The sequence below is a fragment of the Streptomyces sp. NPDC099050 genome, assembly GCF_044759865.1.
Classification (GTDB): domain Bacteria; phylum Actinomycetota; class Actinomycetes; order Streptomycetales; family Streptomycetaceae; genus Streptomyces.
Genome location: NZ_JBIWAE010000029.1, coordinates 1 through 24,429 on the forward strand (window position 1 = coordinate 1; position 24,429 = coordinate 24,429).

Genomic DNA, 24,429 nt, shown 5'->3' on the forward strand with positions numbered 1-24,429 from the left:
TCGAGTAGCTCGCGCCGGAAGCCATGCACCCGCCGGGACCGAGAGGTCACAACCCTACCGAAGAGGGCTGCAGAAGGGATGGTCCTCTAATGAGCATCCGGCTCCCCTCGGCGGACGGCGGGCTGCGCCTCCACGCGCCCGTCACCGCTCCGCTGGCCCCGCTCGCCTGCGGCCCGGCCCGAAGCCGCACCTTCTACTCGGCCGCGCACGTGGTGGCCGACCCCCTCGCCGCCTCGGCCGAATCCGGACCGGTGATCGACTGGGAGTGCACGCTGGCCTTCCGGCACACGCTGTGGGCGCAGGGGCTCGGGGTCGCCGAGGCCATGGACACGGCGCAGCGCGGAATGGGCCTGGACTGGCCGGGCGCGGCGGAGCTGATCCGCCGTTCGACCGCCGAGGCCCGGTCGGTGGGCGGGCGGATCGTCTGCGGGGCGGGCACCGACCAACTGGCTCCGGACACCGCGCATTCCCTGGCCGCCGTCACCGCGGCGTACGAGGAACAGCTGGCGCACGTGGAGGAGTGCGGGGCGACGGCCGTACTGATGGCCTCCCGGGCCCTGGCCGCGACGGCGCGCGACCCGGAGGACTACCTGGAGGTGTACGGGAGGCTGCTGCGGCAGAGTTCCCGGCCGGTGGTCCTGCACTGGCTGGGGCCGATGTTCGACCCCGCGTTGGAGGGGTACTGGGGGCACGCGGACCTGGACGAGGCCACGGACGTCTTCCTGAAGATCATTTCGGAGCGTCCGGAGAAGGTCGACGGCATCAAGGTCTCGCTGCTCGACGCGGGGCGCGAGGTGGACATCCGACGGCGGCTGCCCGCGGGCGTGCGCTGCTACACGGGCGACGACTACCACTATCCGGAGCTGATCGCCGGGGACGGCGAGCTGGCCAGCGACGCCCTTCTGGGGATCTTCGACCCGATCGCCCCGATCGCGGCGCGGGCGGCGCTCGCCCTCGACCAGGACGATACGGCCGGATTCCGGGAGCTGCTGGATCCGACGGTGGCGCTGTCCCGTCACCTGTTCGCTCCGCCCACCCGCTACTACAAAACGGGTGTCGTGTTCCTGGCCTGGCTCGCGGGACACCAGGAGCACTTCGCGATGGTGGGCGGGCTGCACTCGGCCCGCTCGCTCCCCCATCTGGCCACCGCCTACGAACTGGCGGACGACCTCGGCCTGTTCCCGGACCCGGAGCTCGCCGAGGCCCGGATGCGACAGCTGCTGGCGCTGCACGGAGTGGCCTCGTGAGCCCGGCGCCGGCGCCCGCCCGGTTCAGCCTGAACCAGGAGACGATCCGGCAGTGGTCCCTCCCCGAGCTGGTGGCCGGGTGTACCGCGGCCGGGGTCGGCGCGGTCGGGCTGTGGCGCGATCCCGTCCAGCGGTTCGGGGTGCGGGAGACCGCGAAGCTGGTCGCCGATGCCGGACTGCGGGTCAGCTCGCTGTGCCGGGGCGGCTTCTTCACCGCCGCCGATCCGGCCGGGCGGGCGGCCGCCCTCGAGGACAACCGCCGCGCCGTGGAGGAGGCCGCCGAACTGGGCGCCGACACGCTGGTCCTGGTCTCGGGCGGCCTGCCGGCCGGCGACCGGGACCTGGCGGGAGCCCGGCGGCGGATCGTCGACATCCTGGGCGAACTGGTCCCGTACGCCGCTGGGCACGGGGTACGTCTGGGGATCGAGCCGCTGCACCCGATGTACGCGGCGGACCGCTGCGTGGTCTCCACCCTCGGTCAGGCCCTGGACATCGCCGAGGAGTTCCCGGCGGCGCGGGTGGGCGTGGTCGTCGACTCCTACCACCTGTGGTGGGACGAACGGCTGCCTTCCGAGGTCCGGCGGGCCGGAGACGCCGGACGGATCGTGTCCGTCCAGATGGCCGACTGGGTGACCCCGCTCCCCGAGGGCGTGCTGCTGGGGCGGGGACAGTTGGGCGACGGCTCGATCGACCTGAGGGCCTTCCGGGAGCTGACCGACTCCGCGGGGTACCTGGGGCCGGTGGAGGTGGAGATCTTCCACCCCGGGCTGTGGGCCCGGGACGGCGCGGAGGTGCTGCGGGAGGTGATCGACCGCTACCGCGAGCACGTCGCATGAGGTGAAGGGGGGCCGTGAGCCGAGGTACACGGGGACGAGGTACACGGGGCACGCGACACGGGGCGCGGGACACGGGGACGAAGTACACGGGGCGCCGTACACGGGCCCGCAGCGTTTCGGGCGAATCAGCGTTTCAGTCAAAGGAGACTGTGATGACAGATGTGTGGAGCCGCCGTGCCTTCCTCACGGCGGTCGGCGGCAGCGTGGTGCTGCTCGGGACCCCCGTCCTCCCGGCGACCGCCGGGACGGTGACCTCCGTGCACGCCGCCATGCGCGCGGTGTGGCAGGGCCTCCTCCTGGGGACCGTTCCCTCCCCCACCGCGGAACCCTTCCGCACCCGGCTGGCCGCGCTGGGTGCCCAGGCCGGGCAGTGGCGCACCTCGATGGCCCCGGCGACCGGCTCGCTCTGGCCCGATCAGGTCTTCACCACCGACCCCGAGCGGATGGCGCAGAGCTACTACCGGCTGCGGACGATGGCGGAGGCCCACGTCAGACCGGGGACGGGGCTCACCGGCGACGCCGCGCTGCGTACGGCCGTGCTGACGGGGCTGGAGCATCTCCACGCCCAGGTCTACAACGCCGGCCAGGCGCGGTACGTGAACTGGTGGTGCTGGCAGATCGGCGCCCCCCAGGCGCTGCTCGACACGGTCGTCCTGATGTACGGCCAGCTCTCCGCGGACCGGCTCGGCGCCTACTGCGCCGCCGTGGACCACTTCGTACCGGATGCCATGGTCGGCTCGTACACCGGGACCAGTACGGGAGCGAACCGGGTGGACCTGTGCCGGGTGCTCGCCCTGCGCGGTTTGGTCGGCGGCGACGACGCGAAGATCGCCCTGGCCCGGGACGCGCTCACGCCGGTGTTCCCGTACGTCACCTCCGGCGACGGGCTCTACCGGGACGGCTCCTTCATCCAGCACACCTACGTCGCGTACACCGGCTCGTACGGCTCGGTCATGCTCGGCGGACTGGGCATGCTGTTCGGCCTGTTGAAGGGGACGGCCTGGGAGGTGACGGACCCCGGCGCGCAGATCGTCTTCGACGCGGTGGAGCACGCGTGGGCGCCGTTCCTCTACAACGGGCTGATGATGGACGCCGTATCGGGGCGGGCCCCCAGCCGGGGGGTCCAACTGGCCGATCCCCTCCAGGCGCAGCTGGACGACCACACCCGCGGGCACTCGGTCCTCGCCGCGATCCTGCTCCTCGCCGAGGGTGCGTCCGCCACCGAACGGACGCGCTGGCGCGGACTGGTGAAGGGCTGGACGGCGCGGGACTACTACAGCCCGCCGCTGGCGGACGCCACGCAGGGCCTGTCGGCGCTGGCCCGCCTCGCGGAGGTCTCGGCGGACGCCACGGTGGCGGCGGCGCCCGAGCCGGTGGCACACCGGCTGTTCCCCTCGATGGACCGGGCCACGCACCGCAGGCCGGCATGGGCGGCCTCCCTGTCCATGGCCTCCAAGCGGATCACCCACTACGAGACGGGCAACGGGGAGAACCTGCGCGGCTGGCACACGGGCAGCGGCATGCTCTCCTGGTGGGGCTCCACGTCCGGGAACGGCCAGTACTCGGACGCGTTCTGGCCCACGGTCAATCCCTACCGGCTGCCCGGGACCACCGTCTCCCGCAAGGCGCTGGCCGACGGGGCGGGGGGTGACTGGGGCGCCTCCCGGCCCGACGCCACCTGGGTGGGCGGGACGACCGACGGGGAGTTCGCCTCGGTGGGGCAGCACCTGAAGGGGCTGGGCAGCACGCTCACGGCCCGCAAGTCCTGGTTCTTCCTCGACGACACGGTGGTCTGCCTGGGCGCCGGGATCAGCTCCACGGACGGCGCCGCGGTCGACACGGTCATCGACAACCGGAATCTGGGCGCGACGGGCGCCCATGCCCTGACCGTGGGCGGCGCGGTCCAGCCGGCCACCCTGGGCTGGACCGCGTCCTTCCCCGGGCCCGGCTGGGCTCATCTGGCGGGCTTCGGCGGTTACGTGATGTCGGGTTCGGGCACCTTCCGGGCGCTGCGGGAGGCCCGCACCGGCCGGTGGAGCGACATCAACCGGAGCGCTTCCACCACGGCCCTGACCCGGCGCTATCTGACCCTCTGGTACGACCACGGGACGAACCCGGCCACCGGCAGCTACGTCTACCAGGTGATGCCGGGCGCCTCGGCCGCCCAGACCTCGGCGCGGTCCGCCGCCACCGGATGGCTCACGGTGCTCGCCAACAGCCCGACCGCCCAGGGGGTGGCGGTGGGCTCGCTCGGCTTCACCGGGGTGAACTTCTGGCAGCCCGCGACCATCGGCGCCCTGCGGGCGAGCGCGCCGTGCTCGGTCACGGTGCGGGAACTCGGCGACGGCACGGCCGTGGTCTGCGTCTCGGACCCGACCCGCACCCTGCCGGGACTGACCCTGGTGTGGAACCGGCCCGTCACCCAGGTGCTGTCCCAGCCGGCGAGCGTGGTCTCGGCGAGCACCGGGTCCGGGCTCCAGCTCGGCTTCGGCAGCCTCACGGCCCTGGAGGGAGCGAGCCAGGTGGTGAGGGTCAAGCTGGGGTGATCTCCGGGCCGTCCGATCCCCGGACACCCCGCGGGGCGCCAAAAGCCGAGGCCACGGGGTGACATAGCGTGACCCGCATGGATCAGGAGCACATATCCGGGGACGGCGAAGGCGCGGGCAGGCGGCGGTTCCTCGCCCTGGCGACGGGGGCCGCGGCCACCGCCGCCGGGCTGGGAGCCGCGGCCGGCTGCGCGAGCGGGGACGGCGGGAAGCCGGACGGGACGGACGGGACGGACGGGACGGACGGGACGGACGGGACGGGGCGCGGCGAGAGCCCGGAGGCGTCCGCTCCGCCGGGAAGGAAGGAGGGGCCGCACGGCTTCGACGTACGGGCCGAGAACGCCCGCCCGGGGAACGCCGACTGGCAGGTCTCCAAGGCCGGCCCGGCCCGCGCCATCGAGGGCTTCGCCGACCGGGTCAGCGTGCTGCCCGGCGAGTCCTTCGGCCTGCACGTCTCCACCACCGCGCCCCGGTTCACCGTCTCCGCGTACCGCATGGGCTGGTACGGCGGCGCCCGGGCCCGCCTGGTCTGGCGCTCCGAGGCCCTGCCCGGGGTACGCCAGCCCGACCGCACGGTGGACGCCTCGACCCGTACGGTCCGCACCCGGTGGGCCCGTAGCACCACAGTCGAGACCAAGGACTGGCCCGAGGGCTGCTACCTGCTGCGCCTCGACGCGCAGGGCGGCGAGGGCCAGCGGTTCGTCCCCGTCACCGTGCGGTCCGCCGCCACGGCCGGACGTACCGTCGTGGTCAACGCGGTGGCGACCTGGCAGGCGTACAACCGCTGGGGCGGCTACGGCAGTTACGACGGCCCCAGCGGCGGATACGCATCGCGCTCGCTCGCCGTGACCTTCGACCGGCCCTACGAGTACGACGACGGCGCGGGTCTCTTCCTCGTGTACGAGGCTCCGCTGCTCGCGCTCGCCGAGCGGCTCGGCATCCCCCTGGCGTACACGACGACCACCGACGTGGCCCGGGAGAAGCGCCTGCTCGAGGGTGCCGCGGCGGTCCTCTCCCTCGGCCACGACGAGTACTGGTCACCCGAGCAGCGCACGCACGTCACGGCTGCCCGGGACGCGGGCACCAACGTCGCGATCCTGGGCGCGAACTGCTGCTACCGCCGGATCCGGCTGGAGGCCTCCGAGCTCGGACCGGACCGTACGGTGGTCTGCTACAAGTCCTCCTACGCACAGGATCCCGGCTTCAAGCGGGGTCACCCCGCCACCGTCGACTTCCGTTCCGCACCGGGCGCCGACCCGGAGAGCTCGCTGCTCGGCGTGATCTACGACGGCTACCCGGTGGACGCCCCGTACGTGGTGACCAACCCGGGCCACTGGCTCTTCGAGGGCACCGGCGCGAAGGCCGGCGACAGCTTCCCGCACCTGGTCGGCGTGGAGTACGACAAGGTCTCCACCGGTTTCACGACCCCGCGCCCGATCGAGATCCTGGCCCACTCCCCCGTGGTCTGCGAGGGCCGTCCCAGCCACCAGGACACGGCGTACTACACCACTCCGAGCGGCGCCGCCGTCTTCGCGACGGGGACGATGCGCTGGGTGGAGGCCCTCGACGCGAAGGGCGACGGGCGCAGCGGAGCCAACCACGGCCTGGACGCGCGCTCGGGCGCCCTGACCACCAGGGTGACGGAGAACCTGCTCCGCGCCTTCGCGGCCGGCCCGGCGGGACGGACGCGTCCGGCGCGGGACAACGTGAAGGCGGTGTACGGGGGCCCGGACGCGTGAGCCCCGCCACTACTCCCGCTCGCCGCTGCTCCCGCTCGCCGCTCCCGAACCCACTGGACTCATCCCGTAAGGGCTGTTTAGGATCATGTCGCGGCATCGCGTGTCGGTCACCGTCCGGGTGAGGCATGGAGGTGCCGAGATGTGCCTTTCGGAGGCATCCACTCATGACGGTTCAGCTCAACCACACGATCATCCACTCCCGCGACCACCGGGAGTCGGCCGAATTCCTGGCGTACTTCCTGGGCCTGGAGGTCGGAGCCCCCTGGGGCCCCTTCATCCCCGTCGAGATCACGAACGGCGTCACCCTGGACTTCGCGGCCAGCCCCACCGAATCCATCACCGCACAGCACTACGCGTTCCTCGTCTCCGAGGCCGAGTTCGACGAGGCCTTCGAGAAGATCAAGCGGGCGAGGATCACCTACTTCGCCGACCCGCACGGGCAGCGCCCCGGCGAGATCAACCACAACGACGGCGGCCGCGGCGTCTACTTCGAGGACCCTTCGGGCCACGGCATGGAACTGATCACCGTCCCGTACGGCGGCTTCAAGAAGTAGGACCCGTGCCCGCCCGGCCCCACCGGGCGGGCCCCGGTCCAGACGTCAGTACCCCGTTCGCTCCCCGCCCTCCGGAAGGTAGACGATGTGCGGCGCGCCCGTCGTCGGGTGGGCGGCGACGCGGGTGCGGACCCCGTAGACCTCGGCCAGCAGGGACTCCGTCAGCACCTCCGCGGGGGTGCCGGAGGCCGCCACGCGGCCGCCCTCCAGGACGTACAGGCGGTCGCAGTACATGGCCGCCAGGTTGAGGTCGTGCAGGACCAGCAGGGCGGTGGCCGGCAGGGAGCGGACCAGGCCGAGGACCTCCAGTTGGTAGCGGATGTCCAGGTGGTTGGTCGGTTCGTCCAGCGCGAGCAGGCCGGGATCCTGGACGAGGGCGCGGGCCACCAGGGCGCGCTGGCGCTCGCCGCCCGAAAGCCCGTCGAAGCGGCGGCCCGCGAGGGCGGCCGCGCCGACGGTTTCCAGGGCCCGCGCCACGCGGCGTACGTCGTCGGGTCCGTCCTGCTCCCAGAACCGTTTGTGCGGGCTGCGCCCCATGGCCACCACCTCGCGCACGGTCAGCCCGAAGGTGCCGGCCGCGTCCTGGGGCACCACCGCCACCCGCCGGGCGCGGTCCCGGACGCCCAGCGAGGCCGCGTCCACGCCGTCCAGCAGGACGCGTCCGCCGGTCGGGCGCAGAGTGCCGTAGACGCAGCGCAGCAGGGTCGTCTTGCCGCTGCCGTTGGGGCCGACGACTCCGACCGTCTCGCCGGGGCGGGCGGTGAGCTCGATCCCGTGCAGCAGCGGCTGCCCGTCGATCTCGTACCGCACGCCTTCCACGACGAGTCCCGCGGCCGCTTCCCGCGCCACCGGACCCGCCGGCCGCCGCGCCCTCATCCCACGACCCCTTCGGTACGGGTGGACCTGCGCAGCATCCACAGGAAGAACGGCCCGCCGACGAGCGCCGTGACCACGCCCACCGGGATCTCCTCCGGCGCGGCGGCGGTACGGGCGATCAGGTCGGCCAGGGTCAGGAACACCGCCCCGCCCAGTGCTGCCACGGGCAGCAGTGCCCGGTGCCCGGCGCCGACGACCATCCGTGCGGCGTGCGGGACCATCAGCCCCACGAAACCGATCGCCCCGCTGTAGGCCACCAGTACGCCGATGACGAGCGAGGTGAGGACGAACACGGCGGCCCGGAACCGTCCGGTGTCCAGGCCGAGCGTCTGCGCGCCCTCCTCCCCCGCGAGCAGCAGGTCCAGCGGCCGGGCCAGGGCGACGAGCAGTCCGGTGCCCAGGAGCAGGGCCCCGGCGGGCAGGGCCAGTTCGCTCCAGCGTGCCCCGCCGAGCCCGCCGAGGGTCCAGAAGAGCACGCTGCGCATTTGATCGGGATGCGCGGCCAGCACCAGCACCAGGCTGGTCAGGGCGGACAGCACGTACTGGACGGCGACTCCGGCGAGGATCAGCCGGCCGGTGGTCATGGAGCCGCCGCGCCGGGCCATGGCGTAGACGGCGACGAGCGCGCCCATCGACCCGGCGAACGCGGCGAGCGGTACGGCGGTCCCGCCCGCGAAGCCGAGGAACCCGGCGCCGAAGACGATCACCAGCACCGCTCCGGCCGAGGCCCCGGAGGAGGCCCCGAGGAGGAACGGGTCGGCCAGCGGGTTGCGTACGAGCGCCTGGAGCACGGTTCCCGCGACGGCCAGTCCCGCGCCGACGACGGCCCCGAGCAGGACGCGCGGCATGCGCACGTCCCACACGATCGCCCCGAAGGCGCCCCCTCCGGCCCGGGGCCCCGGCCCCGCGAGCACGAGGTCGAGCACCTCGCCCGGGGGAATCCGTACCGGCCCCAGGACCAGCCCCGCCAGGGCCGACGCGGCCAGGGCGGCGGCGAGCAGGGCCAGTACGACCGGGGTACGGGTGAGCGTACGGGCGGCCAGGAGCCTCACGCGGCGTCGGGGTGGAGCTGGGCGCCCAGCGATTCGACGGCGTCCGCGACGCGTACGCCGAGCACGGCGGAGGACAGCGGCAGCACGACGAAGCGCCGGTTCTTGACCGCGGGAACCTGCGCCAGCGCCGGGTCGTTCAGCAGGCGCTGCTTCTTGGCTTCGACGGTGGTGCCGCCGTAGTCGTAGATGAGGACGACCTCGGGCTTGCGCTCGATGACCTTCTCCCACGACACGTCGCCGAAGGTGTCCTCGAGGTCGGCGAACACGTTCGTGCCGCCCGCCAGCGAGACGATCTCGTTGCCGATGCCGTTGCCGCCGGAGGTGAAGGCGGAGGCCTCGCCCGAGTCGTAGACGAAGACGGCGGGCCTGTCCTTGTCCTTCACGCGCGCGCTGACGGCGTCGATGCGGCGCTGTTCGTCCGCGATGAGCCGCTCGCCGCGCTCGGGAACGCCGAAGGTACCTGCCACCTCGGTGATTTCGGTCCTGAGCTGGTCGAGGCCGACCTTGCCCTCGGTGCAGTACTCCACGCTCAGGCGGGAGTTGACTCCGGACTTCGCGAGTCCCTCGCGGTCGCGGCCCTGCGCCTTGTCGAAGGCGCTGGAGTAACCCCCGTACACGAAGTCGGGGTTGGCGCCGAGGAGGACCTCCTGGGAGGGGTACTCCTTCGCCAGCACCTTGATCTTGTCGTACGCGGAGCGGTAGGCGGGCAGTACGGCGTCGTCCAGGTAGGCCGTCCCGACCGTCTTCCCCTCCAGCCCGAGGGCCAGGAGGATCTCGGTGGCGTGCTGGTTCATGGCGACCGCACGCCGCGGCGGGGCCTGATAGGTGCTGGTGACACCGCAGTTGGTGACCGAGTACGGGAAGCCGGGCGCGGCGCCCGCCGCCGGCTTCGCGTCCTGCGCCGCGGGCGGTCCTCCGCACGCGGCCAGCGGTATCAGGAGGGGGACGGGCAGGAGCGCGCGCAGCAGCGCACGGGGGAACGAAGACATGGCGAAGCCTCTCCGGGGGATCCGCGTCCCCTGGTCGAACCGAAAGAGGCGGTGCGTCAGTGTCTGACTCCCGGATCCCCGCGCGGCAAGCGCGGGGATGTCCGGTCACAGTGGCGGGACCGCACCGGATTCACACCGGTTTCCTGTCCTGCACCGCCTGGATAACCCGGCCCAGTGTGCCAGAAGGACGACGTCAGCGTTCCGCGCGCACCGTGCCGGCCACCCGGGAGGCGAGGGCACGCAGCGCCTCGTCGGAGGAAGATCCGGGCTCGGCCGTGTAGAGGTACAGGGTCTGGTCGGGGTCGTCCGGGAAGGTCAGGGACTCGTATTCCAGGGCCAGTTCACCGACGACGGGGTGCCGGAACCGCTTGGTGCCGTGGGTGTGTTCGAGCACGTCGTGCCCGGCCCACCAGCGCCGGAAGTCCCGGTCGAGCGAGCCGAGTTCCTCGACGAGCGGACTCAGTTCCGGATCGTACGGGTGCCGGCCCGCGTAGAACCGCAGCGCGGCCACGGCTCCGCGCGCGGCACCCTCCCAGTCGGCGAAGAGCGCCCGGGCGGCGGGGTCGCGGAAGAGGAACCGCGCGAGATTGCGGCCGCGTTGATCCGGGGTGCGCGACTCCGGGGTGCTCGACTCCGGAGTGCTCGCCCCCGGAGTGCGCGACTCCGGAGTGCGCGACCCCGGAGCGCCGGGACCCGGGGCTCCGAAGTCGGCGTACAGGGCCTCGGCGAGCCGGTTCGCGGCCAGGACCTCGAGCCGACACCCCATGATCATCGCAGGGGTGCCGTCCTCCAGGGCGTCCAGGACCCGGTACAGGCCCGCCCGGACCCGCTGCGGGCCGCCGGCCTCCACGTGGCCGGGGACGCCGGCGGCGCGCCCGGGGTCGGTGGCTCGCTGGGGCCGGGCCAGCTCGAAGAGGTGGGACCGCTCGGTGGCGTCGAGCCGCAGCGCCCGGGCCACCGCGTCGAGGACCTCGGTGGAGACGTGCTGGGTACGGCCCTGCTCCAGCCGGGTGTAGTAGTCGACGCTGACCCCCGCGAGCTGAGCGACCTCCTCGCGCCGCAGCCCGGGCACGCGCCGCCTCCCCGGGTGGGCGGCGGCCCCCACCTCCTCGGGACCGATCCGGGCACGCCGGGAACGCAGGAAGTCCCGCAGGTCGGAACGGGGCTCGCGCCCGGCGGTGGCGGTCATTCCCCCAGGCTAGGCGTTCGCCCCGGGTTCCTCCGGCACCTCCGCACCAGTCCGGCCGGCTTCGCACCGGGCCGGAGGCGGGGCGCTGCGCGACGACCGGCCCGGGCCGGCCCCGCAGCCAGGGCGGCCGCTGCGAACCGACCCGCCACGCCTCCGCCACCGCACGGCCCATCGGGCGGCCCGCCGAGCCCGACGGCCCACCCGCGAGCCCCGGTCGGCCGCCCCCCTGCTCCGGCGCTCCGCCACCCTGTTTCCAGGCCAACCTCTGCCCGACGTACTGAGCCGGGCAACCCCGGGGGCCGGGCACATCTGCCTCATGACCGGCCGGGCCGCTCCTAGAAGAGGCCCTTGTAACCGCCGAACCCGGTGGCGATCTTCGTGGTGGCCAGGAGGCCGCCCTTGCCGTCTCCGCTGTTGCGCAACAGCTCTCCGGTCGTGTTCCGGGACACGACGTCGGCCTTGCCGTCGCCGCTGATGTCACCAACGCCGATGAACTGCACCCGGCCGCTGGCCCAGCCCGCTTCCTTGACCTGCACCCGTGCCTTGAAGGTGCCGTTGCCGGTCCCGTCGAGCCGCCACAGAGCGTTCGCCGCGTCCACGGTCAGCAGATCCCCGCGGCCGTCGCCATTGAGGTCGCCGGCCCCGACGACGTGCTTGTACGCCTTCCAGCCCCCGGGAAGCCTGACCCGCGGCTTGAACACCGAACCCGCGTCCTGCGCGAACAGGTAGAGGTACCCCGTGGTGGTCTCCCGGGCCAGCAGGTCCGCCCGCCCGTCGCCGGTGAGGTCACCGGCCGAGGTCAGGACGTCGTACGCGTTGAAACCCGTCCCCAGCGACTTCGGGCTCAGCGACGCGGACACGCCCGACCCACAGGCCGGCCGGTACAGCCGCAGCGTGCCGGCCGAGTTCCGTACGAGGACGTCGTTGCACCGGTCGCCGTTCATGTCCCCGAACGGCACCACGGTCGACGTGGTCGGCCATCCCGCGCCGGTCACCTTCGCCCTGGTCAGACCGCCCTTCCCGTCGCCCCCGTGGAAGGCGAGCACACCCGTGGAGTCCAGCGTCGCCAGGTCCCCGAACCCGTCCTTGCCCGTCAGGTCACGATGGGCCGCGCTGCCCCCGGTGAGCTGCACCGTTCCGGTGGACTTCAGTTCCGGCCCGGTCCCGTCGGCCGGTTTGCCCGTGAGCGTCCACTCGTAACCGCCGTTCGCCACCAGGTGGCCCAGGGCGTCCTTGCCGTCCCAGCCGGTACGGACCGCACCCCGCGCCTCGCCGCCGCTGATCGTGCGCACCACCGCGCCGCCCGCCTTCGCCCGGACGGTCAGCGTCCACGAGGACGCCGTCCTGTTCAGGAACCATGCCGCCGACCAGGACTTCGTCCCACCCGCCGCGTCGAAGGCGGTGGCCGTCGCCCGGTCGATCGCCACCAGATCGCCGTTCGGCACACCGGCGTCCACCACGTGCACCGCGTAGTCGGCATCGGCATAGGCGATCCGGCCGCTCTGCTTGTCCACCGTCCAGCCGCTGCCGGCCTCCGCGTGGACCGGCTTGCCGATCGCACGCGTTCCCGTGGTTCCCCGCAGATCGGTGGAGTGCAGGACGCCGTCCTTCTCCCATGCGACGAAGCCGTTGCCCAGACGAGCGTCGTTGTGCTCCGGGAGCGCCACCTTGGTCTTCGAGGAGGTGTCGTAGACGCCTGCCTTCGCGTCACACTTCCAGTACACCGAGCCGCCCCACGCCTCCAGGGCCTTGATGTCGCAGTTCGCGACCGTGTGCGTTGCCACCACGGCGCCGGACCGCACATCCACCGCCTCGACGGTGCCGTTGGACTTCTCCCGCCACAGCCGGTAACCGGACAGGGAGAAGACACCGTCGCGCACCGGTACGGATCGAACGTCCTTCAGCTGATCGAGGTCAACGACCTCCACCGGCCGCGGTTGCGGACCCGACCCCCGCACGTACGCCGCGAAGCGGCCCGACGCCTGGAGGGAATAGGGGTTGCTCGAGGCGCTGCCCGTCGACCGCTTCCCGGCCGCGGTGAAGTGGTCGATCGACTGGTTGGTCGCCATCACCACGCCGCCTTCTCCCGTGGCGACCACTCGGTGGGCGGCGAGGCTGGAGTCGAGGCCGCCCTTCGGGTGCCGACGCCAGGAGCCAGCCTTCGGAGCACCGGCGGCGGGCATGACGTACTCGAGGAGCCACGACTGCTTGCCGGGGGTGTAGTCGACGGTGTGGAGGCGCCCGTTCTCCATGCTCATGTTCGACAACGAAACCTTCAGCGGCGGAACTTCCCACTCCTGCACGGCTACGGACTTTCCGTCCTGGCCCGGCTGGACGGCATAAATGGCCTGCTTCAGGGCCGTGTTCCCGCCGTCGACGACGAGGCGGTCACCGACGACCGGGAACATCCACGAACCCGACCTGCTCAGAAGCTTGCGGGCGGGCCCCCCGTTCAAAGGGTGAGCGAACAGGCCTCCGGACTCGTGCACGATCAGCTCGTTCGCCACCACACCCCCGACGAAGAGGAGCTCCCCGTCAGGATCCGACACGGCCCATGTCAGGGGCTTCCCGTCCGACTCGGCCAGGGCCCCCTTGGTGTCCCAGACCTTCGCTTCGATCGTGGTGGTGCCGGTGGACCACCCGACGAGTTCCCTGACCAGCCAGTCGCCCTCGACCCGGACCCCGGCCGGGGCAGGTCGGGGGTCGCGGCCCGGGGCCAGCCAGGTGCGTTCCTTGCCGTCACCCGAGGTGATCAGCAAGGCTCCTGCGGCACTGCTGGTGTTCACGTACGCACTGGTGGAGACCCCGGCGATCGGCCGGTCGACCAGACTGCCGTTCTCCAGGGTCAGCCAGTGCCAGCCCGGACTCCCCGAGAAGCCCATCGTGAGCAGTGCGTTGCCGACCACTGCCTTCAGGGACTGGGATTCCGGGAGCGTGACGGTCTCGGTCGAGCCGTCCCGCATGTCACGGAAGGTCACGTAGTCGCCATCGAGGTCCCACTGGGTCACGGCGATGGTGTCCGGTCCCGCCTCGAACGGATACTGGCCGGGCAGCACGGAGAATTCGGTGGCTTTGGTACTCCCGTACGCACGCCAGACGAACGCCTCCGAGGTGGCTCCCTGCACCAGGTAGCCCGACTGCGTCGCCAGCTGGGCCCGCACCGCCAGATCCGTGGTCGTCCGAGCGGGTATCACGTACTCGGCGAGCGGCGCCGGATTCCCCGCGGCGGCGGCCGGTCCAAGTGCGACGGTGGGCAGCAGCGAGGCACCCAGGACCGCGGTGATGACGAGGGCGGCGGCCGTACGTCTTCTGCCCGCTGTGGCGGTGCTTGAGCTCATCGACAGATCCCCGATCCCCGACCCCGGGGCAACCGCTCGGCTGCCCCGAAGGGGAGGGTAATCGGTGCCTTCAGCGCCCAGTGGGCTGGGGTGTTCGTGTGGCCGTAGGGGTACGGAACCTGCACCTGCGGCCGCCCGGGCCACGGAACGAAGCAGCCCCCGGCCGATCGCGGCCGGGGGGCTGAAGCAGGCTTTCACCTGTTACTTCTTCTTGCAGGGGTGGCAGGGCTCGAACCTACGACAACCGGTTTTGGAGACCGGTGCTCTACCAACTGAGCTACACCCCTTCGGTGAGACCAACCATGCCACGACGCACACCGAAGATCCACTGCATTCGGTGGTCAAGCGCGGGAAATTTCGTCCCGGGTCCGCGCGCCGGCGGATCCGAGCCAGTCGATGAGCGTGCCGTCTTCGCTGGTCAGGGCCATGTCGAGTGGGGTCTGCCCGCCGTGGCCGATCCAGTTGATGTCCGCTCCTTGAGACAACAGGTATTGAGCCGTGGACAGTTGGCCCCCGTGGCACGCCCCCCAGAAGGCGCTGGTGATCTCCTCGGGGTCCGCCTCCGTGGCGACGGACGCTTCGACCGTGGCGAGCAGTCCCAGGGTGGCCGCGTCCTGGAGGGTGGGGCGGGCGCCGAGTTCGAGGAGTCGGTGCGCCGCCTTCCACTGCCCGAAACCACTCGCGTCCGCCAGTGGGGCGCCGCCTCCCAGGATCGAACCCGGGGCCTCGACGTCCGCCCCGGCCTCGACCAGGGCGTCGATCGCGGTGACGTCGTCGTTGCTCGCGGCCCAGTGCAGCGGGGTCTCCTCGTGCGAGCCGACGAAGCGGGCCCCCGGGTCGGCTCCGGCGGCGACGAGGGTACGGATCACCTCCGCGGTCCGCGGGTAGTGGCCGGGCCAGTCCACGGCGACGTGGAGGAGGCTCCGCTCGCCCGCCGCCTCGCCGCGCCTCACGATCCGCCCCTCCACCAGCCCGGGGTGCGCGGCCAGCAGCCGCCGGAGTCCGTCCAGGTCGCCGCCCCGGATCGCGGCCGTGACGGCTACGGCGAGCGGGTCGTCCGATGCGAGGGAGAGCATGCGGCCCAGGCTACCGCGGACGCTCGCCGCCCTCGCCGCGCTGACGGCCGCCCTGCTCCTCGGCCCCGCCGTCCCCGGCGCCGGTGCGCGTCCGGGCGCCGCCCCGGGCCCGGACGCCGCCGGCGAGACCGTCTCCCTCACCGGGACCGCCCCCGGCGAGCGGCTCGACGCGCCCCTCACGCGGGTGGCCGACCCGGCGGGCCCCGCGCCCGGCGACGCCGAGCGACTGGTCTCCGTAGAGCTGCGCCTGGAGAACACCCGGACCGCCGTGTACGGGACTCCCCGGCCGCCGCCACTCATCTGCTGGACTCCGAGGGGCACCGGTTCACCGGTCTTCCGGATGCCGCGGGACGCGGGCCTCGCCGCGGTGCAGTTCACCCTCGACGGCGGGCTCGCCAACGATGTCGGCCAGTGGAGCCTGCCCCGATCCGGGCAGACCGAACGCCTCCCCGTCCAGGCCGAGTTGCCCCACCCCCTTGACCCGCTGTGGTCCAGACCAATAGTTTCCGCATGCACAGCGCACGCGCCCCGGCACCACTCACCGCATCCGCAAAGGAAGCCCATGCGCCGCAGCATGCTCGGCAGGCTGGCCGTCGCCGCCTGCTCCCTCTCCCTGCTGACCGCCTTCGCCCCCGCCCACGACGGCTCCGGCCAAGACGGCTCCGGGCACGGCCGCTCGTACAAGAAGGTCGGCTACTTCACCCAATGGGGCGTCTACGGACGGGACTTCCAGGTTCAGGACCTGGAGAAGAACGGCAGCGCGAGCAAGCTCACGCACATCAACTACGCCTTCGGCAACATCAGCGCGGACGGCAAGTGCTTCACCGGCAACATCCCCGGTGAGGCCGACGCCTGGGCCGACTACGTCCGGCCGCTGGACGCCGAGAACTCGGTGGACGGCGTCGCCGACGACTGGGTGCAGCCGCTCGCCGGCAACTTCAATCAGCTCCGCGAGCTCAAGGCCAAGCACCCGAACCTCAAGGTCCTGATTTCCCTGGGCGGTTGGAGCTGGTCCACGCACTTCTCGGACGCCGCGCTCACCCCGGCCTCGCGCAAGGCCCTCGTGTCCTCCTGCATCGACCTGTACATCAAGGGCAACCTCCCGCAGGACGGCAGCCGGGGCGGCGCGGGTTCGGCCGCCGGCCTCTTCGACGGCATCGACCTCGACTGGGAGTGGCCGGGCTCCTCGGGCGACGCCGACACCACCTACCGTCCCGAGGACAAGAAGAACTTCACCGCCCTGGTCAGCGAGTTCCGCACGCAGCTCGACGACTACGCGCGCAGCCAGAAGCGGAAGGCGAAGTACGAGCTGTCCGCCTTCGTCCCGACCGCCCCCGCCAAGATCGACGCGGGCTTCGACGTCCGCCGGATCATGCGCGACCTCGACTTCGTGACCCTCCAGGGCTACGACTTCCACGTCTCCGGCGAGGCGACCACCGCCCAGCAGTCCGCGCTGTACGCGAGGAACGACTTCAGCGTCGACGGCACGGTGGACGCCTGGGAGCGGCGCGGCGCGCCCGCGCACAAGCTCGTGATGGGCATGCCGTTCTACGGGCAGGGCTGGACCGGCGTCAGCGGCGGCGGGGACGGCATGGGGCAGCCCGCGACGGGTCCGGCGCCGGCCGCCTGGGCGAACGGGTACGCGGACTACAAGGAGCTCAAGCAGCTCGCGGCGTCCGGTACGTACAAGCTGCACCGGGACCGCCGCAACGGCAGCGCCTGGCTCTTCGACGGCACCACCCTGTGGACGTACGACGACCCGACGGTGCTGCGCGCCAAGACCCGGTACATCCGCGAGGAGGGTCTGGGCGGCGCGATGTTCTGGTCGCTGGACGCGGACACCGCCGACGGTGAGCTGATGACCGCGGTCGACGAGGGACTGCGCGGCCGCTGACGGCCCCGCCCCTGAACAGCGCCGCCGGGCCGTGGAAAACAACGCGGCCCGGCGGTGCCCCAACCCTTACGCTCCCCGCATGAAGACGCAGACGGTACGAGCGGTCAACGCACTCACCTCGCGCTGGGCCGGCCGGGCCGTGACGGACGGCGAGGGCACGGTCCTCACCGCCGCCGGGCTCTGGCCGCTGCTCGCCCTCCTCGCGGACGGCGCCGCCGGACCGGCCCGCACCGAACTGCAAGAAGCCCTCGGCATACCGGCGGAAACGGCCGCCGAGGCCGCCCGCGAGCTGCTGACCGCCCTGGACGGCGTACGGGGCCTGCGCGCCGCCACCGGCCTGTGGGCGCGGCGGGACCTCCCGCTGGAGGCGGACTGGTCGGCCCGGCTCCCCGCCGGAACCCGGGCCACGCTGACCGGCGACGAGGACACCGACCGCAAGGCCCTCGACGCCTGGGCCGCCGAGCGCACCGACGGCCTCGTCGAGCGGATGCCGGTCGACGTCGGCCCGCACGTCGAGCTGGTCCTCGCCTCCGCGCTCGCGCTGCACCTGACCTGGGAACAGCCCTTCTCCGAGCGGCAGGTGCGGCCGGCGCACGGCCCGTGGAAGGGGCGTCCCCTGCGCGGGCTGGCCGTCACCCACGCCTTCCCCGAGCGGATCCGGGTGGCCCGGGGGCCCTCCGGCCCGGTCACCCTGCTCCGCGTGCCCGGCGCGCCCGGCGCCCTCGGCGCGGACGTGCACCTGCTGCTCGGGGAGCCCGGGGCCGCTCCCGGCGACGTCCTGACGACCGGGATCGCCGAGGTCACCGGCGCGCTCGCCTCCTCGACCGCGGCGGAGCTTCCCGACGGCGCCGCGGCTCCCGGGCTGTCCCTGCGCACGGTGGACTCCACCAGCCCCGGACCCGTGGTCCGGATCGGCACGGTGGCCTTCGGCATCCGCGCCGAGCACGATCTGCTGCGGCAGGCCGAACTGTTCGGGCTCGCCTCCGCGGCCGGCCGGCCCGGCCACCATTTCCCGGGCATCTCCACCGTCCCGCTCGCGGTGGGCTCCGCCCGCCAGTCGGCCGTGGCCCGCTTCCACGCGGAGGGGTTCGAGGCCGCGGCCGTCACCGCCGTCGGCATGTTCCGCGGAGCCGCGCGGGTACGGTCGTACCGGGTCCGGGAGGCCGGGTTCGAGGTGGACCGGCCCTTCGGTTTCCTCGCCGTCGACCGGGAATCCGATCTCGTACTGTTCGCGGGCTGGGTCACCGACCCCGATACCCTCACCCGATGACTTCCAACAAGATCATCGCGGCCGACTCCGGCACCTGGCTCCTCGGCGACCTCCCGGTCCGCCGCATCGGGTTCGGCGCAATGCGCCTCACGCACCTGGCCGACGGCTCCCCCAGTGACCGCGACCGGGTGACCGGGGTGCTCAGGCGGGCCGTCGAACTGGGCGTCAACCACATCGACACGGCCGCCTTCTACTTCTCCGCGACCCGCTCCGCCAACGAGCTCATCAACCGGGCCCTCGCCCCGTACGCCGACGAGCTGGTCATCACCACCAAGGTCGGGCCGGGCCGCGACGCCTCCGGCGAGTGGTGGTGGGCCACGCCCGGGCAGCTGCGCGGGCAGGTCGAGGAGAACCTGCGCCAGCTCGGCCGCGACCACCTGGACGTGGTCAACCTGCGCGTCCCGCGCCAGGCGACGACCGGTTCGATCGCCGAGCACTTCGGGGCGCTGGCCGAGCTGCGCACGGCCGGGCTGATCCGGCATCTGGGCGTGTCCAACGTACGGCCCGACCACCTGGCCGAGGCGCGGGCCATCGCGCCCGTGGTCTGCGTGCAGAACGCCTACGGGATCGGTTCGCCGGCCGAGGAGCACGCCTTCCTCGACGCGTGCGGCGAGCAGGGCATCGCCTTCGTCCCCTTCTTCGCGATCGCGGGCGCGGGCAAGGAGGCCGGAGGGGTCACCGAGGAGGGCCCGGCGGTACGCGATCTCGCGCGGGCCCACGGGGTGTCCCCGGCCCAGCTCCGCCTGGCGTGGACGCTGAGCCGGGGCGCGCACGTCCTCGCCATCCCGGGCACCGGCAACCCGGAGCACCTGGCCGAGAACGTCGCCGCCGGCGCGCTCCGGCTGCCGGCCGAGGACACCGCCCGGCTCGCGGCCGCGTAGCCGGCCCGCCCGGGCGGCGGGGGCCCGCTTCCTACTGGACGGAGAGGTCCACGTGCAGGGCCGCGGCGAAGGAGACCGGCGAGAGGTCGCCGGCGCCGTGCGAGCCGGAGCGGATGCCGTGCAGCTCGGCGAGCGGGAAGATCTTGCCTTCGGGATGAGGCGGCGGTGCGCCGGTCGGACCGCCACCGTCCCCCTTCACCTCCGAGGTGGCAGCGGGCCCCAAGTGTTCACAGCGCTCATGTCGCCGCCTGCCCTGCCCTGAAGAATTCTTCCCGGTGGGCCGCTGCCAAAGCGGCCGTCTCGGTGAAGTGCGGGATGCGTCCGGTGCCGCCGCGGCCGGACACGGAGAGGGAGGCGGCCGCCATCGCGTACGCGACGGAGTCCGCGAGGCTGTCGCCCAGGGCGAGCCGGGCGGTGGCGGTACCGGTGAAGCAGTCCCCGGCACCGGTCGCGTCGACCGGGTCGGGGTTGACCGGGACCGGGAGGTACGCCGCCCGCGTGCCGTCGTCCAGCAGCAGCCGGTCGGCGCCCGCGGTGACCGCGACGCCGCGGGCGCCCAGGGCCCGGAAGCGGGTGGCGGCCTCGGCCGGGTCGTCGGTGTCGACCATGGCCAGCGCGTCGGCCGGGCAGGAGGTCTTCAGCAGCCCGGTCAGCGGGGCGATGCGGGCCAGTAGTGTGCGTGCCTCGCCCCGGCTGGTCAGCCGGGAGCGGAAGTTGGGGTCGTAGGAGAGGTGTCCGCCCGCGGCGTGCACGGCCTCGGCGGCGAGCAGGACGGCCTCGCGGCTGCTCGGCGACAGGGCGCCGGTGATGCCGCTGGTGATGAGGGCCCTGGAGCCGGTCAGCAACTCCCGCCAGGATTCGACGTGTTCCACCGAGAGGGTGGAACCGGCGCTGCCGGTGCGCCAGTACACGAACTCGCGGTCGCCCTCGGTGTCGGCGGCCAGCAGGTAGGCGCCGTTGGGTCGCGGGGAGCGGCGCACGTGGGAAACGTCCACGCCGAGTTCCGCGGCGCGGGCCAGCAGCGGGACGCTCAGCTCGTCCTCGCCGACGACGGCGAGCAGGGCGGTGCGGGCTCCGGCGGCGGCCGCGGCGGCCGCGGCGTTGAGGGCGTCCCCGGAGAAGGAGATCCGGGCGGGGGCGCCGTCAGCGGCGTCCCGCAGAGCCGTCTCGGCGTGGATCTCGACGAGGACTTCGCCCAGGACGAGGACGTCGTACGCCCCGGGCGCGCTCACGGCCGGTGCTCCGTGCCCGCGCAGGCGCCGCAGCAGGGCTGGGCGAGGTCGGCGAAGACGGCGGCCAGTTCGCCCGGGTCGGCGGGCAGGCCGCCGCCTATCCCTACGGCGGCGGCCCCGGCGGCGAGCCAGTCGCGGACCTCGCCGGGCTTGATCCCGCCGGTCGGGATGATCAGGGCGTCGGGGAGGACCGCCTTGAGGGAGCGGATGAACCGGGGGCCGCCCACGTGGGCGGGGAACACCTTGGCCGCGCCGCCGGACCGGACCGCGGTGGCGATCTCGCCGGGGGTGAAGCCGCCCTCGATGAAGACGGCCCCGCGCTCCAGGGCGACCTCGCGGACCTCGGGAGCCGGGTACGGGGAGATGAGGAAGGCGGCGCCCGCGTCGAGCGCGGTCCGCGCGGCCACCGCGGTGGTGACGGTGCCGACTCCGATGAGGGCGGGCCGCCCCAGCGCGTCGGTGAGCGGCACCGTACGGGCCACGGCCTCGGCCCAGCCGGGGGTGGAGGTGGTGAGTTCGACGGCGCGGCAGCCTGCGGCGAGCAGCGCGGCGGTGTGGCGGACGGCCTCGTCCGCGTCGGCGTTGCGCAGGACCGGCAGCAGGCGCTGCGCGGTGATGGCCGCATACGGGTGACAGGACAAAGGACCCTCCATTTGTTCCACGTAATGGAACTTGGTATCATGTAACGGAACTTCTTTTGCAGACCATACCCATCGATGGAGATCCCTTGCCGACGGACGAAAGGTCCGAGAACGCAGAGGCCGAAAGCACTTCCCGCGGCGGGCGGACCTCGGCCGCGGGCACGGCGCTGGAGAAGTCGATGCGGATCCTGGAGGCCGTGGCCGCGCCCGGCGGCCCACACCGGCTCACCGATGTCATGGCGGCCGCGGCCGTGCCGAAGTCGAGCACCTTCCGCATCCTGGCCTCGCTGATCGAGCAGGGCTTCGTACGCTCCGAGGGCGAGAGCCGCTACGGCGTCGGCCCCCGGCTGCGCGGGCTCTCCGCCCTGGTCAGCGGCGGGGAGCCGGCCAGCATCGAGCAGATCCTGCGGGAACTGCGGGAGGCCACCGGGCAGGCGGTCCACCTCGCCCTGCACAGCGGGGAGACCATCACCTACATCCGGAAGCTGGAGAGCGAGCAGCCCTTCCAGACCGCCTCGCGGGTCGGCATGCGGATGCCGCTGCACACGACCGCGATCGGCAAGAGCATCCTGGCCGGGCTGCCCGCGGCCGAGGCCCGCGAGCTGGTCGCCGCGGCCGGACTGCCGCGCCGCACCCCCCGCACGCTGACGACGTGGCGGGCCCTGGAGGCGGAGCTGGCGGGGGTGCGGGAGCGGGGCTTCGCCCTGGACGACGAGGAGAACGAGGCGACCATCCGCTGCGTCGGCGCCGCGATCCTCGACGCCGGCGGCCGTCCCATCGGCGGTGTCAGCATCACCACCGTCACGTTCCTGGTCTCCCGCACGGAGATCGAGGCCTACGCGCCCGCCCTGCTCGCCGCCACCCGGGCCCTGGCCCCGCTGCTCTGAGCCGGGGGCGCCGGTGCGCCGGGGGCGCCCCGGCCACTCGGGGCCGACGGTGCGCCGCTAGATCGTCTCCGGCTCGGCCCGGCTCAGCAGCTCCCGGGCCGTCCGCAGGTGCCGGTGGCCCGGTTCCAGCGTGGACCCGGCCCGCGCCAGGGCGCCCGTCAGTACCGCCGCCGCCTCGGCGGCCCGGTCCTGGGCGAGCAGGGCGCGGGCCCATTCCAGACGGGAGTAGAAGACGTGCGGGTGGTCCTCGCCGAGTACCCGGGTCCGGTCCGCGGTGAGCTCCGCCCAGGCCTGCGCCGCCTCGGCGGTGCGCCCGGCGCGGGCCGCCAGCGCCGCCAGACTTCCCCGGACGGCGAGCGTGTGCGGATCGTCGGGCCCGATCCCCTCGGCGGCTTCGGCCTCGGCAAGCAGCTGCCGCAACTCGGCTTCCGCGTCGGCCGGTTCCCCCGGCCGGAACCAGATCAGACTGCGCCGGGTCGCCAGCACCTGCGGGTGCCCGGCGCCCTGGACCCGTAAGCGGTCGGCCAGCAGCCCTTCCAACTGGCGTGCGGCCGCGCGGGGGTCGCCGCCCTGTCCGGTGAAGTAGGCCAGCTGGTGCCGCGCCGCCAGGGTGTCCGGATGGTCGGGTCCCAGCACCTCCAGCGCGTCCACGAGCAGCTCCGCGAACTGGGAGGCGGCGGCCAGGTCGTTCCCGGACTCCCCTACGAAGAAGGCCAGTTGATGCCGGGCCGCCAGGGTGTCGGGGTGCCGGGGCCCGAGCCGGCCGGCCCGCCGGTGGGCGATCCCGGCGAGATCGGCGGCGGCCCGGCGTGGTTTCCCGGAGTCCCCGATGGCGATGGCGAGCGGCAGTTCGGCGCCGGGGATTGCGCCGCGCGAGGCGATCGCCAGGGCTTCGACGGCCCGGGCGAGGCGGCCGTCCTGGTGGGCGACGAGCCCCATGTCGTAGGCGTCGGCGGGCTCCACCTGGGGCAGCAGCCCGCGCCACAGGTGGTCGGGCACCGGAGCGCTGCCCGGCGCGTTCAGCAGGTAGTCGAAGGCGGTGAATCCGGCCCCGAAGTTGCCGATGAGCAGCCCGCTCGTGGCGTAGGCGGCGGCGCAGGCCCAGTCCATCGCTTCGGCGAAGGGCTCGGGCTGGAGGTCCCCGCCGCCCCGGGCCGCCAGATAGGGGGCGTGCAGTTCGCGGAGCCACGCGCGGCTCACCGGACGGCGCAGTCCGGCCCGGCGGCAGTCCACCGCCGCCGCGACCACGGCGGCGCCCCGCGGATTGGCGCCCGGGGCCCAGGCGTTCTCCCAGGCCGCCAGCAGTTCCGGTCCGGCCGCGAGCACCTCGGCGACCCCGAACCGCTCGCCCGCGCGCAGGGCGGCCCCGATGCGCGGATCGTCCCGGTGGGCGGCGGCCCGGCCGCGCTCCGCGCGGGACCAGTGCCGGGGCAGCCGGATGACGGCCGCCCGCTGGAGCAGGTCGCGCTGGGCCCGCCAGGCGTCCCGGTCGGAGCCGGTGAGCCGGCTCTCCTCGCGGGCGTCGTAGCGCCGGTACTCCTCGACCCGCATCGTCGCGATGACCACCGCCGTGCGCAGGTCCGCCAGTTGTGCGGCGCTGAGGCCGCCCGCACCGAGGTAGTCCTCCAGGTCGTCCAGCCACAGCACGGCGCGGCGCCGCCGCCCGGCGATCCGTACCGCTTCGGGCAGTGCGGCGCGGGAGAGCGGCCGGACGAAGGCGTGCCGGGGGTATCGGGTGCGGGCCACCTCGTAGGCGAGCCGCGTCTTGCCCGCCGTGGACTCCCCCACCACGAGGACGAAGCGGCTCCGCTCCAGGGCGGCGCGCAGCCCCGGTTCGGCGTCGCGCCGGATGTACGCGGGCGGGTCCGCGGGGGCTTCGGCCGGGTGGGATCCGGCCAGTTCGGGGCGGTCCACCTGGCGCAGCAGCGGGATCCGGCCCGCCGCCGTGCGCAGCACCTCCCCGGCGGCCCGGGGGTCGGCACCCTCCCCGGGTGGCCGCATCAGCTCGGCGGCGAGTCCGGACAGCGTGGTGACGGCCGCGCCGATCCCGGCGGCCCAGGGCCCCGAGGTCCACACCGCCGCCAGCGCCACCGCACCTGCTCCGAGCCCTACCGAACCGAGGTATCCGGCCCAGCCCCTCGCCCGGCCGGATCCCCTCAAGAGCAACGCCGACATGCCGCCC

Annotated in this window: 19 protein-coding genes, 1 tRNA gene and 1 riboswitch; of the genes, 9 read left to right on the forward strand and 11 right to left on the reverse strand. The window is 73.5% G+C overall.

The genetic code is table 11. From position 1 onward, the window contains the following. Positions 1–89: 89 nt before the first annotated feature. The 5 genes from ACIQV3_RS34550 (at position 90) to ACIQV3_RS34570 (ending at position 6,922) form a co-directional block, all read left to right on the forward strand. Positions 90–1,247 (forward strand): dihydrodipicolinate synthase family protein, encoded by a 1,158-nt coding sequence (locus tag ACIQV3_RS34550; protein WP_403719564.1) that lies wholly within the window; start codon positions 90–92, stop codon positions 1,245–1,247. After that, the gene (locus ACIQV3_RS34555; RefSeq protein WP_403719565.1) at positions 1,244–2,083 is read left to right on the forward strand and encodes a sugar phosphate isomerase/epimerase family protein; all 840 of its coding nucleotides are present in this window, start codon (positions 1,244–1,246) and stop codon (positions 2,081–2,083) included. The genes ACIQV3_RS34550 and ACIQV3_RS34555 overlap by 4 nt, the downstream gene beginning before the upstream one ends. Before the next feature lie 152 nt (positions 2,084–2,235). Beyond that, positions 2,236–4,629, forward strand: a complete 2,394-nt coding sequence (locus ACIQV3_RS34560; RefSeq protein ID WP_403719567.1) for a polysaccharide lyase 8 family protein — start codon at positions 2,236–2,238, stop codon at positions 4,627–4,629. Positions 4,630–4,706: 77 nt separating this feature from the next. Continuing rightward, complete coding sequence (locus tag ACIQV3_RS34565) at positions 4,707–6,368, forward strand: N,N-dimethylformamidase beta subunit family domain-containing protein (RefSeq protein WP_403719569.1); 1,662 nt, start codon at positions 4,707–4,709, stop codon at positions 6,366–6,368. A 164-nt stretch (positions 6,369–6,532) separates the two neighbouring features. Next, positions 6,533–6,922: a VOC family protein gene (locus ACIQV3_RS34570; RefSeq protein ID WP_403719572.1), complete on the forward strand. Its 390-nt coding sequence runs from the start codon at positions 6,533–6,535 to the stop codon at positions 6,920–6,922. A gap of 45 nt (positions 6,923–6,967) precedes the next feature. Here the strand turns inward: ACIQV3_RS34570 and ACIQV3_RS34575 are convergent, their stop codons facing one another. The 7 genes from ACIQV3_RS34575 to ACIQV3_RS34605 form a co-directional block, all read right to left on the reverse strand. Continuing rightward, the gene (locus ACIQV3_RS34575) at positions 6,968–7,798 is read right to left on the reverse strand and encodes an ABC transporter ATP-binding protein (protein WP_403719574.1); all 831 of its coding nucleotides are present in this window, start codon (positions 7,796–7,798) and stop codon (positions 6,968–6,970) included. After that, positions 7,795–8,850, reverse strand: a complete 1,056-nt coding sequence (locus ACIQV3_RS34580; RefSeq protein ID WP_403719576.1) for a FecCD family ABC transporter permease — start codon at positions 8,848–8,850, stop codon at positions 7,795–7,797. Before ACIQV3_RS34580 ends, ACIQV3_RS34575 begins: the two co-directional genes overlap by 4 nt. Further along, positions 8,847–9,839: an ABC transporter substrate-binding protein gene (locus ACIQV3_RS34585; RefSeq protein ID WP_403719577.1), complete on the reverse strand. Its 993-nt coding sequence runs from the start codon at positions 9,837–9,839 to the stop codon at positions 8,847–8,849. Before ACIQV3_RS34585 ends, ACIQV3_RS34580 begins: the two co-directional genes overlap by 4 nt. 37 nt (positions 9,840–9,876) lie before the next feature. After that, positions 9,877–10,023, reverse strand: a riboswitch (cobalamin riboswitch). A 9-nt stretch (positions 10,024–10,032) separates the two neighbouring features. Further along, positions 10,033–11,028, reverse strand: coding sequence for a helix-turn-helix transcriptional regulator (locus ACIQV3_RS34590; protein WP_403719579.1), 996 nt, complete (start codon positions 11,026–11,028; stop codon positions 10,033–10,035). 335 nt (positions 11,029–11,363) lie between these two features. Further along, complete coding sequence (locus ACIQV3_RS34595; protein ID WP_403719581.1) at positions 11,364–14,366, reverse strand: FG-GAP-like repeat-containing protein; 3,003 nt, start codon at positions 14,364–14,366, stop codon at positions 11,364–11,366. A 214-nt stretch (positions 14,367–14,580) separates the two neighbouring features. Further along, positions 14,581–14,653: transfer RNA gene (locus ACIQV3_RS34600), tRNA-Trp, on the reverse strand. A gap of 54 nt (positions 14,654–14,707) precedes the next feature. Beyond that, the gene (locus ACIQV3_RS34605) at positions 14,708–15,442 is read right to left on the reverse strand and encodes an ankyrin repeat domain-containing protein (RefSeq protein WP_403719583.1); all 735 of its coding nucleotides are present in this window, start codon (positions 15,440–15,442) and stop codon (positions 14,708–14,710) included. A 562-nt stretch (positions 15,443–16,004) separates the two neighbouring features. On the opposite strand from ACIQV3_RS34605, the gene ACIQV3_RS34610 reads away from it, so the two are divergent. From ACIQV3_RS34610 to ACIQV3_RS34620, 3 genes are all read left to right on the forward strand, one after another. Next, positions 16,005–17,336, forward strand: coding sequence for a glycoside hydrolase family 18 protein (locus ACIQV3_RS34610; protein ID WP_403719737.1), 1,332 nt, complete (start codon positions 16,005–16,007; stop codon positions 17,334–17,336). Between the two features lie 79 nt (positions 17,337–17,415). After that, positions 17,416–18,606 (forward strand): serpin family protein, encoded by a 1,191-nt coding sequence (locus ACIQV3_RS34615; protein ID WP_403719585.1) that lies wholly within the window; start codon positions 17,416–17,418, stop codon positions 18,604–18,606. After that, positions 18,603–19,487, forward strand: a complete 885-nt coding sequence (locus ACIQV3_RS34620; protein WP_403719586.1) for an aldo/keto reductase — start codon at positions 18,603–18,605, stop codon at positions 19,485–19,487. Before ACIQV3_RS34615 ends, ACIQV3_RS34620 begins: the two co-directional genes overlap by 4 nt. 31 nt (positions 19,488–19,518) lie before the next feature. Here ACIQV3_RS34620 and ACIQV3_RS34625 read toward each other — a convergent pair whose 3' ends face one another. The 3 genes from ACIQV3_RS34625 to ACIQV3_RS34635 are packed head-to-tail and all read right to left on the reverse strand — an operon-like array spanning position 19,519 to position 21,360. Continuing rightward, complete coding sequence (locus tag ACIQV3_RS34625) at positions 19,519–19,686, reverse strand: hypothetical protein (protein WP_403719588.1); 168 nt, start codon at positions 19,684–19,686, stop codon at positions 19,519–19,521. Positions 19,687–19,723: 37 nt separating this feature from the next. After that, a complete protein-coding gene (locus ACIQV3_RS34630) occupies positions 19,724–20,719 on the reverse strand; it encodes a PfkB family carbohydrate kinase (RefSeq protein ID WP_403719589.1) in 996 nt (331 codons plus the stop codon). Further along, positions 20,716–21,360: a bifunctional 4-hydroxy-2-oxoglutarate aldolase/2-dehydro-3-deoxy-phosphogluconate aldolase gene (locus tag ACIQV3_RS34635; RefSeq protein ID WP_403719592.1), complete on the reverse strand. Its 645-nt coding sequence runs from the start codon at positions 21,358–21,360 to the stop codon at positions 20,716–20,718. Before ACIQV3_RS34635 ends, ACIQV3_RS34630 begins: the two co-directional genes overlap by 4 nt. A gap of 86 nt (positions 21,361–21,446) precedes the next feature. On the opposite strand from ACIQV3_RS34635, the gene ACIQV3_RS34640 reads away from it, so the two are divergent. Continuing rightward, a complete protein-coding gene (locus ACIQV3_RS34640) occupies positions 21,447–22,247 on the forward strand; it encodes an IclR family transcriptional regulator (protein WP_403719594.1) in 801 nt (266 codons plus the stop codon). A gap of 57 nt (positions 22,248–22,304) precedes the next feature. Here the strand turns inward: ACIQV3_RS34640 and ACIQV3_RS34645 are convergent, their stop codons facing one another. Then, a complete protein-coding gene (locus ACIQV3_RS34645; protein WP_403719596.1) occupies positions 22,305–24,338 on the reverse strand; it encodes a tetratricopeptide repeat protein in 2,034 nt (677 codons plus the stop codon). Positions 24,339–24,429 lie beyond the last annotated feature (91 nt).